Origin of the sequence: Antribacter gilvus (assembly GCF_003946865.1) — a bacterium.
Classification (GTDB): Bacteria; Actinomycetota; Actinomycetes; order Actinomycetales; family Cellulomonadaceae; genus Antribacter; species Antribacter gilvus.
In genome coordinates this window covers 176,567-188,257 of the sequence record NZ_QXTH01000010.1, presented here as the reverse complement: position 1 = coordinate 188,257, position 11,691 = coordinate 176,567, and the positions used below count along the sequence as shown (strand labels likewise).

Sequence of the window (11,691 nt, the reverse complement as noted above, 5' to 3'; positions counted from 1 at the left end):
CGTAACAGGATCTGGTGCAGGATAGGCCCCATGGACAGGCAGCAGGAGTTCGTGCTCCGCACGGTCGAGGAGCGCGACATCCGCTTCATCCGGCTCTGGTTCACCGACGTGCTCGGCGTGCTGAAGTCGGTCGCGGTCGCGCCCGCAGAGCTCGAGTCGGCGTTCTCCGAGGGCATCGGGTTCGACGGGAGCGCCATCGAGGGCCTCACTCGAGTGTTCGAGGCCGACATGATCGCCAAGCCGGACCCCACCACGTTCCAGGTGCTGCCGTGGCGCGGCGACCGGCACGGCACGGGCCGCATGTTCTGCGACATCCTGACGCCCGACGGCGAGCCGTCCCTCGCGGACTCGCGCAACGTGCTGAAGCGTGCGCTGGCCCGGGCGAGCGACAAGGGGTTCACCTTCTACACGCACCCCGAGGTCGAGTTCTACCTCTTCAACCAGATCTCCTCCACGGAGGAGAAGCTCGTCCCGGTGGACCGCGGCGGCTACTTCGACCACCTGGCCCGCGGATCGACCCACGACTTCCGCCGCGCCGCCATCACGATGCTGGAGTCCATGGGCATCTCGGTGGAGTTCTCCCACCACGAGGCCGGCCCGGGCCAGAACGAGATCGACCTGCGCTACGCCGACGCCCTCACCACGGCCGACAACCTCATGACGTTCCGCACGGTCGTCAAGGAGGTCGCGCTCGAGCAGGGCGTGTTCGCGTCGTTCATGCCGAAGCCGCTCGCGAACGAGCCGGGTTCGGGCATGCACACGCACATGTCGCTCTTCGAGGACGACCGCAACGCCTTCCACGAGCCGGGCGCCCAGTACGAGCTGTCCAAGACGGCGCGCCAGTTCATCGCGGGCCTGCTCGTCCACGCCGGCGAGATCACGGCGATCACGAACCAGTACGTCAACTCGTACAAGCGCCTCTGGGGCGGCCAGGAGGCGCCGTCGTACGTCTCCTGGGGCCACAACAACCGGTCGGCGCTCGTGCGCGTGCCCATGTACAAGCCGGGCAAGGGCAACTCGTCCCGCGTGGAGTACCGCGCGCTCGACTCCGCGGCCAACCCGTACCTCGCGTTCGCGGTGATGCTCGCCGCGGGCCTCAAGGGCATCGAGGAGGGCTACGAGCTCCCCGAGGCCACCGAGGACGACGTCTGGGAGCTGACCGGGTCCGAGCGTCGCGCGCTGGGCATCACGCCCCTGCCGCGCAACCTCAACGAGGCGATCGAGGTCATGGAGAAGTCCGAGCTCCTCGCCGAGACGCTGGGCGAGCACGTGTTCCAGTACTTCCTGCGCAACAAGCGCCAGGAGTGGGACGCCTACTCGGCCCAGGTCACGCCGTACGAGCTGGAGCGCTTCCTCCAGTTCCTGTAGGCCCGTGCCCCCACACCCCGCCCAGGTAGTGCCTCCGTCCGACGGAGGCACTACCTCGGCGGGGTTCAGTTCGCGAGGTAGTGCGTTCGTCCGACGGAGGCACCGCCTCGGCGGGCGGGCGGGGCGGGTCGGTAGGGTCGGACCGTGCAGAGCCGCCGACCCGAGACGCTGACGACCCACCTGATCAGGGCGGGCTTCGCCGACCTGTCGCGCTCCGCCGCGCTCTGGCAGGACCCGGAGCTGGTGGCGGTCCGCGACGGGCGGCCCGAGGCCGCCGCGGACAGCGGCCCGGACGGCCGTGGGCCCGACGGCGCCTCGGTCGAGCTGGGTCCGGAGCCCGCCGCGCTGCTGCGCGCCATCGGCCACACGGCCGACCCCGACCTCGCCCTCCTCCAGCTCGTCCGCCTCGCGGCGAGCGCCGGCCGGCGGTTGCGCCCCCTGCTCCTGCCAGAGGCGGGCTCTGTGCCCGACGGCGAACCGGACGCCCGGGCCCGTCTGCTCGGGGTCCTCGGCGCGTCGACCGCCCTCGGCGACGAGCTGGTGCGCCATCCCGAGCTGCTCGACGTGGTCGAGGACCTGGCACCGGGGACAGGCGTGGACCCGGCCGAGGTACGGGCCGAGCTGCTCCGGGCGGTCGACGCGGACCCGCACGAGAAAGCCCCCGTCGCCGGGACCCAGGCGCCCGGCCGGCCCGGCACCCCGGCCGGGGTGGTGCACCCGGGTGCGCGGCCGTCGTCGTACACCGACTCGTTGCGCCGGGCCTACCGGGCACGGCTCCTGCGCATCGCGGCGACCGACGTGACCGCGCCCGACCCGGCCGCCGTGCTGACGGCTGTCGCGGCGGCGCTCGCGGACCTCGCCGCCGCGGCGCTCGAGGCGGCGCTCGCGATCGCGCGCTCCGAGCTTCCCGACCACGGGGCCGGCGTCCGCCTCGCCGTGATCGGCATGGGCAAGACGGGCGGGCGTGAGCTGAACTACGTGTCGGACGTGGACGTGGTCTACGTCGCCGAGCCCGAGGAGGGCGTGGAGGAAGGCGAGGCGCTGCGGGTCGGTGCGCGGCTCGCGACGGGGCTCGCGCGGGTCTGCTCGGCGACGTCGGCGGAACCGCCGCTCTGGCAGGTGGACGCCGCGCTGCGGCCGGAAGGCAAGCAGGGGCCCCTGACGCGGACGCTCGCCAGCCACCTGGCGTACTACGAGCGCTGGGCCAGCACGTGGGAGTTCCAGGCGCTGCTCAAGTCGCGTCCGGTGGCTGGGGACCTGGCGCTCGGGCAGGAGTACCGGGAGGCGATCGAGCCGTTCGTGTGGCGCGCCGTGACGCGGGAGAACTTCGTCGTGGACGCGCAGGCGATGCGGCGCCGCGTGGAGGACAACGTACCGGCCGCGGAGGCGGAGCGGCAGATCAAGCTCGGGGCGGGCGGCCTGCGGGACGTCGAGTTCACCGTGCAGCTGCTGCAGCTCGTGCACGGGCGCACGGACGAGTCGATCCGCAGTCGCACCACCCTGGACGCCCTCAGCGCGCTCGCCGCCGGCGGGTACGTGGGGCGTGAGCACGCGGTGAAGATGGCCGAGTGCTACCGGTTCCTGCGGGTCCTCGAGCACCGGATCCAGCTGTTCCGGCTGCGTCGCACGCACCTTCTTCCCACGGGGGACGCCGACCTGCGCCGGCTGGCGCGCGCCCTCGGCCACACGGGGGCCGCCGAGCTCGACAAGCGGTGGCGTGCCGTGCGGCGCGAGGTGCGCACCCTGCACGAGGCGCTCTTCTACCGGCCGCTGCTGCCGGCCACGGCCCAGCTGTCCGACGACGAGCTGTCGCTCGCTCCCGAGGCGGCCGTGGCCCGGTTCGCGGCCATCGGCTACCGGGACCCCGCAGGGGCGCTGCGGCACGTCACCGCGCTGACCGAGGGCGTGTCGCGACGCGCTGCGATCCAGCGGCAGCTCCTGCCGGTGCTCCTCGGCTGGTTCGCCGAGGGTGCGGACCCTGACGCAGGGCTGCTCGCCTTCCGCCGCCTCTCCGAGGAGCTCGGCTCCACGCCCTGGTACCTGCGCCTCCTCCGGGACTCCGAGGCCGCCGCCGCCCGGCTTGCCCAGGTGCTCGCCTCGTCCCGCTACCTGTCCGACGCTCTCGCCCGCTCGCCCGAGTCCGTGCAGTGGCTCGCGGAGACGGCCGGGCTCGAGCCGCGCGGCGTCGACCGGCTCGCCAACGAGGCGGACGCGATCCTGCGGCGCGCGACCGAGACCGGGCAGGCGACCGTGTCGCTGCGGGCGCTCCGGCGCCGCGAGCTGGCCCGGACCGGTGTCGGGGAGGTGCTCGGGCTGCTCGACGCCGTCCGGGCGGCCCGAGCGATCTCCGACGCCGCCGACGTGGTGCTGGCGGGCGGGCTGCGCATCGCCGAGTTCCAGGCGCGGGCCGAGCGCGGGCTGGCCCGCGGCGACGAGCCGGCACGGCTCCTCGTCGTCGCCATGGGGCGGCTCGGCGGGCAGGAGATGGGCTACGGGTCCGACGCCGACGTCATGTTCGTGTACGAGCCGGCGTCCGGCGCGACCGACCGCGCCGCCGGCGACTACGCCCTCGCCGTGGCGACGCACCTGCGCAAGCTGCTGTCCGCGATGGGACCCGAGCCCGCGCTGCCCGTCGACGCAGACCTGCGGCCCGAAGGACGCAGCGGGCCGCTCGTGCGGTCCTTCGCGTCCTACGCCGAGTACTACGAGCGCTGGTCGTCGCCGTGGGAGGCCCAGGCGCTGCTGCGGGCCCGGCCCCTGTCCGGGACGCTGCACCGGGTGGCCGAGGCGGGGGACGCCGGGGCCTTGGCCCCCGCCGACGCGGTCCCGGCGGCGCCCGACGACGAGACCGGCCGCTTCGGACCCGGCGCCGCGGGCGGGCTCTCGCTCGGCGAGCGCTTCACGGCCCTCGTGGACCCGCTCCGCTACCCGGCCGGAGGGCTCGACCCCGCGGTCGTGCGGGAGGTACGACGCATCAAGGCCCGCGTCGAGTCCGAGCGGCTCCCGCGCGGCGCCGAACCGGCTCGGCACCTCAAGCTCGGGCGCGGCGGCCTCGCCGACGTCGAATGGACCGTCCAGCTCCTCCAGCTCCAGCACGCCGCCGCCGTACCCGAGCTCCGGACCACCGGGTCGATGGCGGCGCTCGCGGCCGCGGAGTCCGCCGGGCTGGTGGACCCCGTGGACGCCGCCGCGCTCCGTGACGCCTGGCACCTCGCGTCGCGGCTCCGGTCCGCGATCGTGCTGTGGTCCGGTCGTACCACCGGTGCGTCCGTCGACCTGCTGCCGCACGACCGGGCGGCGCTCACGGCGATCGCGAGGCTCCTCGGCGACCTGGGGTCCGGTGCTGAGCTGGAGGAGACGTACCTGCGCACGTCGCGGCGCGCGCGGACCGTGGTGGAGCGGCTGTTCTACGGGGCGGGATAGGCTGCCTCGGCTCCCGCCTTCCAGGCATCGAGCGTGCCGCGCATCATGGTGTCGACAGTGCCCCGCACGGTCTGCGCGACCAGTGGGCGCAGCACGTCGGCCGTCGGCATGAACGAGTAGGTCCAGGTGATGCGGGTGCCTGCGGGTGTCGGCGCATAGGCGAACTCGGCGACGGCGTAGTGCACCGCCACTCGCTGGCGCAGGTCCGTGAATCCCCAGGTGACGTACCGGAACCTCGACGGGGTGTCGGCGAGGACCTCCTCGGCGAGGAAATGACCGGTGGCGAACTCGACGCGGCGTCGGTCGCCCGATCGGTCGCTCGCCGGGTCCCAGGTGCCGATCAGGTGCTCGGTGCGCACCACCCGGGTCGCGTCGTCCCCGGCCTCCACGAGGTCGCCGAGGTCCTGGCTCGGAGCCTTGACCCACGTCAGGAACTCGTCGGGTCGGACGGAGACCTCGACCTCCTCGGTGAGCGTCACGTATCCGTCCGGCGCCGTGGCCGGCTCCGGTCGCGGTCCGGCGTAGCCGGGCGGGTTCGAGGGTGGGGCCGCTGCCCAGGTGACGGCCGTTGTCCCGGCGACGGCGAGCACTGCGATCGCGATCAGCAGGCGGGTTCGTGTGCGCACATCAGTCCTTTCTCGTGGGGGGCTTGCTCAGGTCGTGGCCGGCACGTTGTGCGGCCGGATTTCCTCGGGACGCCCGGTTCGCGACCGGCTGAGGTGTCGCGCGAGGACGACGCTCTGGACAACGGCCGACGCGACGAGGGGGAGATGGTTGAGCCCGTCGACGAGGTCGCCCCGCACGGCGTAGTGGGACAACGAGACCGTCCACACGCCGACGGCCAGAGCGAAGGAGAAGATGAGCGACGGCGCGGCCCAGCGGGCGGGGAGGCAGGCCGCGACCGCCAGCAGGAGGGTCAGGAGCGCGTCCGGGACCGCGAACGGGTTGTCGGCCCTGAGGGCGCCGGAGGCGGCGAGGAAGACGGCCATCACGGTGGCCTGGATCGCGGCAACCACGCGGGCCGTGCGGAGGGCGTCCATCAGGAGGTCCTCCCGGTGGGCTGTGCCACGCGTACGGGTCGAGGTGGCGCGGTCTCGGTTGCTGGTTCCACAGGGCGTTCGCCGAGGCCGAGCCGTGCGTGCAGGGCGCGGAGCGGCGGCGGAGCCCACCAGCTCGCCCGTCCGGTCAGGCGGAGCGTCGCCGGGACGAGCAGCCCCCGGATGAGGGTCGCGTCCACCGCGACCGCGAGCGCCATGCCGATGCCGAGCTGCTGCAGGAACGAGACCTCGCTGGTGGCGTAGACGGCGAACGACGTGGCCAGGATCAGGGCGGCGGCCGTGACGAGCGGCGCCGATCGACCGATCCCGGCGGGCACGGACCCGACCACGTCGCCGGTGCGGGCGTACTCCTCCTGGACGCGGGACAGCAGGAAGACCTCGTAGTCCATGCTCAGCCCGTAGGCGATGCAGAACATGAGCAGCAGGATGCTCGGTTCCACGGACCCGGTGGGGGTGAACCCGAGGAGGGGAGCGAGGCCGCCTTCCTGGAAGCCCCACACCACGACGCCGAACATGACCGAGAGCGACAGCAGGTTCAGCACGGTGGCGGTCAACGGCGCCACGACGCTGCCGGTCATGAGGAAGAGCACGAGGAACGTCACCACCAGGATGAGCGTGCCGACGAGCGGCAGCCGGTCGACGACCCCGTCGCGGTAGTCGGCGAGCTCGGCCGGGTACCCGCCCACGAGGACGTCGAACGGCGCCTCCGCGCCGCGGACCGCGTGCACCAGGCCGACCGGGTCCTGAGCGAGACGTTCGCTGGTCGGCAGGACGGACAGCCAGGTCGCGGCGTCGTCCGTGAAACGGTCGGCGCCGTACGGTCCCGCTGGCCCGGTGCGCACGCCGTCGACGAAGGCCCCGGCGGCGGAGTCGACGCGGGCGACGCCCTGGATCGCCGACAGGCTCGCGGCGTAGGCGGCGACATCATCGCCGTCCGGGGAGCCGCCCGTGTCCAGGACGACCACCGAGAGCGAGTCGGCGTCCTCGGCGGCGAAGTCGGCACGGACGGTGTCGTACATGGCGCGTACCGGCTGGCCGCTGTCGTTGAGCACACGGTCGTCGGGGGAGCCGAAGGTCAGCCCGAGCGTGGGCGCGCCGAGCAGGAGCAGCACGACGAGCCCGGCGCCGCCCGTCAGGACCGGACGCCGCACGACCCCGGACGCCACCCGGAACCAGAACCCTTCCGTGGTTGCCGTACGGGCACCTGCCTGAGGTGCGCCCCGGCTCCGGCGGAGCATCCGGTGCCCAGCCACCCGGAGGAGAGCGGGGAGCACCACGGTCGCGCCGAGCACCGCGCAGAGGACCACCGCGATCCCCGCGTAGGCGAACGACGACAGGAACGGGAACGGGAAGACGAACAGCACGGCCAGGGCGGCGGCGACGGTCAGCCCGCTGAACAGCACGGTGCGGCCCGCCCCGGCGACCGTCAGCCGGACGGCCTCCGCAGGATCTCGCCCGGCAGCGATCTCCTCCCGGTAGCGGTAGATCATGAAGAGGCCGTAGTCGACGCCCAGGCCGATACCCATGACGAGCGAGACGTTGGCCGCGAACGTCGAGACGTCCGTGAAGGTCACGACGAGGCGGAGAAGGGCGAGGCTCCCCGCGACGGCGAACAGGCCGACGCCCAGCGTGGCGAGGGCGGGCGCGAGCCGGCGGTACACGAGCCACAGGAGCAGCAGCACCAGGGGGATGACGATCAGCTCGGCGCGCAGGAAGTCGGTGCGCGCCTGGCCGGCGACGATCCGGAAGACCTCGTCGGCGCCGCCGAGGGTCACCTCGACGTCGTCGGTGCGGAAACGCTCGACGACGTCGGCCTCGAGCGCGGGCAGCACCTCGCCCCGCACGTGGTCGGCGTCGCCCGGGACCCAGGCGAGGACCAGGGCGGTGCGGCGCCCCGCGCCGACGAGCGTCTCGGGCGCCGCGGGGCTCCACGCGGACCAGGCGTCGCCCACGCCGGGGAAGGAGGCGACCGCCTGGGTGAGGTTGCCGCCCAGGGCGACCAGTCCGGCGTCGTCCACCGTTCCTGACCGGGGGGAGACCAGGATCGCGACGTTGGGGCTGCCGGTGCCGAAGCGTGCGGCGAGGGCCGACCGGGCCGATGCGGACTCCGACCCCGGGGCCTCGTAGCGGTTGAGGGAGAGGGAGTCGATGGTGGTGGCCGCGACGGCCAGCGATGCCAGGAGGACCAGCACGGACACGACGAGGACGTGGACAGGGCGTTGCGTCGCGAGGCGACCGAGCACGGGGGCTCCCCGGGTCTAGGATGAAGGCGAGCAATGACTCGTATCTAGAATGCGAGCAGGTGCTCGTGTTTGTCAACGGGTCGGGAGGAAGCTGTGGACGAGCAGGGCGAGCCGGAGGGCGCCACGCCGCGTCGGCGTCAGGCGCGCGGCGAGCGCCGCATCGCCGAGATCCTGGCTGCCGCGGCGCGCGTGCTGGCGTCCGAGGGGTACGAGAAGACCACCACCAACGCGATCGCGGCGGAGGCCGGAATCTCGCCCGGTTCGCTCTACCAGTACTTCCGCAACAAGGACGAGATCGCCGCCGCCCTGGCCGGCGGGTACGCGGACGGGCTGCGGGCGGCGCACGAGGCCGCGTTCGACCCGGCGGAGGCCGCCGGCATGCCCGCGCGCGAGCTGATCGACCGCGTCGTCGACCCCATCCTGGCCGTCAACCTGGCGAACCCGGGCTTCAAGGCGCTGCTGGCGCGGCCGGACATGCCGCCCGGCCTGTCGGCGGCGGTGAGGCCCGTCCACGAGGCGCTCCTCGGGCGGGTGGTCCAGCTCCTGACCCTGCGGCTGCCGGACCGGTCGCCGGTCGAGCTGAACCTGGCCGCGCACCTGATGATCCAGGTGTTCCAGGCGGCGCTGCCGTCGGTCACCACGGCGCGTCCCGCCGACCAGCCTGTGATGATCGCCGAGGTGAAGCGCATGCTGAGCGCCTACGTGACCGACCTCGAGAGGGACTGACCGGCTCCCGAGCACGCCGACTTCATCCGGGCAGGCCCAGACCCCAGCCGCTAGTCTCCGGTCAGGGACGTTCCGGACGAAGGCGGACGCATGGGGAAGCAGATCGCGAGATCCGTCGGACTCGCGCTGACCGCGGTGCTCGGTGGTGTGGCCATCGAACGGGTCGACGGCAACCTCGGCGAGGCGTTCACCTCCCCCTTGCTCTGGCTCGCCCTCGCGTGCACGCTCGCGGGCGAGCTCGCCGCTCAGCTCCAGGAGTTCTCCACCCCGGGCGCCCGGGCCCGGGCGCGCCAGGAGCGCTGGAGCAAGGCGGTCGTCACCATCGTGGACGACGGCGTCCCGGTGGGCCTCGGCTTCGTCGTCTCGCCTCGCCGGGTCCTGACGTCCTGGGACGTGCTGGAGCGCGTCGCGAAGGACAGGAACCCGCTGTCCCTGTGGTTCACCGTCACGTTCCCGCACCTCGGCGAGGGGGACGGCGTCGTCCAGCGGCAGGTGCGGTGCGGCACCCAGGACCCGGACAGCGACGTCGTCGCGCTCGAGGTCCACGAGGCCGACCGGGTGCCCCGCAGCGTGCTGCCGTTCCGGTTCGGGCGGCCCGCGGCCGGGACGGCCGTCTCGCTCTTCGGGTACGCCGACACCGGCGCCGGGCAGGCTGGAGAGACGTGGGTCTCCGGGCACGTGCGGGGGACCGTCGACGGCCGGTGGCTCCAGATCGAGGGCGACCACGGCGGCGTCACCGGCCCCCGGCCAGGGTTCTGCGGCGCCCCGGTCGTCGAGGTCACCTCGGGGCGCGTCGTCGGCATGATGGTCGAGGCGGCGTCCCGCGAGGGCCGCTTCGAGGCACGCGCCCTCGCCGCCAGCGTGTTCGAGGGCCTGAACGTCCCCGCACGGCGTCCGCAGCGGATCGCGCGAGTCGTCGTCGAGGCCGTCCTGCGCTGGGCCGGCAAGGTGCGGGACCAGCTGCGCACGGCCCCCGCGCAGGTCGTGGGCTGGGGCAGGCAGCACCGCCCGACCGTCGTGGTGGGCGGCACCGTCGCGGCGTCCGTCGTGGCGACCCTTCTCGTGCTGGGCGCCCTCGGCATCCTCCGGCCACCCGTGGCGACCGGCCCGTGCATCGTCCTGCCGGTGAGCATCTCGACCGAGAAGGACGACCTGGTCAAGGACCTCGCCCAGGAGTTCAACGCGACGGAGACCGTCGACGGCCGGTGCGTGGACGTGCAGGCCGCGGGCCTGACGTCCGGCGGAGCCATGGAGGCGCTCGCGAGCGCCGAGCGCTGGGACCAGGACATCGTCGCCAAGACGATCGAGAGCGATGAACCGCCGCAGCCGCCGGCCCCGGCGGTGTGGATGCCGACGTCGTCGATGTGGTCGGAGCTGCTGGGCTCCTCGAGGGGGATCGAGAGTGAGAACCTCGGCTCGGTCACGGCGAGCGTCATGGCGATCGCCGTACCCAGCGCCCCGGGCAACCCGCCGACCATGTCCTGGGCCGAGCTGAAGCGGGACGCCGAGAGCGAGGACTTCGTGCTGGGGCGCGACGTCCCGCTGTACTCGACCTCGGGGCTCGCGACGACCGTCGCCGTCTACGACGCGGCGGTGAAGGCCCTCCCGGGGGAGCACGACGGGGTGACGGTCGACCTGGTGCACGACCCCGAGGTCGTGGGCTGGGTGCGTGACGTCGAGTCCTCGGTGGCCAGCTACGGCCAGGAGGCGACCCAGTACCTCGAGGACATCTACTGCGGCAAGACGGCGCCCGTGGACGCGCTCGTCCTCCAGGAACAGATGATCCACTCGTACAACCTGGACAAGCCCGACGGTGCTGACGCGGACTGCGGATCGGGGGAGCGCGAGCACGAGGCCCTGACGAGCCTCGACGCCCTGCAGCCGCTCGAAGGCACCGTGGTGCTCGACCACCCGTACTTGCTGATGCCCGGGATCGGCCCTGCCCAGCGCGCCGTCGCCGACGCGTTCTTCGCCTACCTGACCGACGACGCGCAGCAGGAGCAGTTCCTCGACGCCGGCTTCCGGCGGCCGGGTGACCCGCTCACGCGGACGGACCAGCTCCGCGGGACGACGGCGGCCGAGCGATCCACGAGCATCGCCGTTCCCGACGCGACGGTGCTGGACGCGATGCGCACGCAGTGGGACGGGGTGCGGAAGAACGCGCAGGTGCTGCTCCTGCTCGACACGTCGCTGTCGATGTCCGGAGGGCCGCTCGACGACGTCAAGGCGGCCTCCCACCGTGCGCTCGACCTCCTCGACCCGAGCGACGAGGTGGCCGTCTGGACGTTCGCCGACGGGCCCGTCCCGGTGACGGACTTCCAGCCGGTGGGCGACGGTGCGTCGTTGCACGCCGTCATCGACACTCTGGAGCCGTCTGGGTCGGGAACGGCGCTCGTCAACGCCACCATCGCCGCCCACGAGGCGCTGGAGGCCAAGTTCCCCACGAGCCGCGACGACGAGAAGGTCCAGGCCGTGGTGCTGCTCACCGACGGGGTGAACAAGCCGCCCGCCACGCAGGAGCAGGTCGACGCCCTGATCACGACGATCGACGAGCCCGAGCGCGAGGTCCGCATCTACACCGTCCCGTACGGGAGAGAGACCGACGAGTGCCTGCTGGGCGAGATCGCCGAGCGTACGGACGCGCGGTTCTACCGCGCGTCGACCGACGAGAAGAAGGTCGAGGACGTCCTGCTCGCCGTGTTCGGCAACTTCGGCAGCCCCGGTGGCGCGGCAGACCTGCCGAGCCGGGAGGCCAGGTCGCTGACCACCCCCAGGTACGACTGCCCGTCGGAGCCGACGGCGGCGGCGAGCGCGCCGGGGGCGGGGGGCTGAGGCTCTCGATCACGAATGTGCAAGACCGCCCGGTGCGTCGC

At 73.3% G+C, this 11,691-nt stretch carries 7 protein-coding genes; 4 read left to right on the top strand and 3 right to left on the bottom strand.

What is annotated here, in order from left to right; all coding sequences use genetic code 11:
• Positions 1–30: 30 nt before the first annotated feature.
• Positions 31–1,368 carry a type I glutamate--ammonia ligase gene (glnA, locus tag D1350_RS17945; protein WP_125777407.1) on the top strand — a complete coding sequence of 446 codons (1,338 nt, stop codon included), beginning with the start codon at positions 31–33 and terminating at the stop codon, positions 1,366–1,368.
• Positions 1,369–1,512: 144 nt separating this feature from the next.
• Positions 1,513–4,791 carry a bifunctional [glutamine synthetase] adenylyltransferase/[glutamine synthetase]-adenylyl-L-tyrosine phosphorylase gene (locus D1350_RS17940; protein WP_125777406.1) on the top strand — a complete coding sequence of 1,093 codons (3,279 nt, stop codon included), beginning with the start codon at positions 1,513–1,515 and terminating at the stop codon, positions 4,789–4,791.
• Here the strand turns inward: D1350_RS17940 and D1350_RS17935 are convergent.
• From D1350_RS17935 to D1350_RS17925, 3 genes are read right to left on the bottom strand one after another with little or no spacing between them, the layout of a single operon-like run.
• Positions 4,776–5,417, bottom strand: a complete 642-nt coding sequence (locus tag D1350_RS17935; RefSeq protein ID WP_125777405.1) for an SRPBCC family protein — start codon at positions 5,415–5,417, stop codon at positions 4,776–4,778. The two genes, D1350_RS17940 and D1350_RS17935, sit on opposite strands and share 16 nt — an antisense overlap.
• Positions 5,418–5,444: 27 nt before the next feature.
• On the bottom strand, positions 5,445–5,831 hold the full coding sequence (locus tag D1350_RS17930; protein WP_125777404.1) for a hypothetical protein: 387 nt from the start codon (positions 5,829–5,831) through the stop codon (positions 5,445–5,447).
• Complete coding sequence (locus tag D1350_RS17925; RefSeq protein ID WP_125777403.1) at positions 5,831–8,092, bottom strand: MMPL family transporter; 2,262 nt, start codon at positions 8,090–8,092, stop codon at positions 5,831–5,833. The genes D1350_RS17930 and D1350_RS17925 overlap by 1 nt, the downstream gene beginning before the upstream one ends.
• Before the next feature lie 93 nt (positions 8,093–8,185).
• Here D1350_RS17925 and D1350_RS17920 point away from each other — a divergent pair, with 93 nt between their 5' ends.
• Together D1350_RS17920 and D1350_RS17915 are read left to right on the top strand one after the other, a co-directional pair.
• Positions 8,186–8,818, top strand: coding sequence for a TetR/AcrR family transcriptional regulator (locus D1350_RS17920; protein ID WP_125777402.1), 633 nt, complete (start codon positions 8,186–8,188; stop codon positions 8,816–8,818).
• A 90-nt stretch (positions 8,819–8,908) separates the two neighbouring features.
• Entirely contained in the window at positions 8,909–11,650 is a 2,742-nt protein-coding gene (locus tag D1350_RS17915) for a VWA domain-containing protein (RefSeq protein WP_125777401.1), read from the top strand.
• Positions 11,651–11,691: the final 41 nt, after the last annotated feature.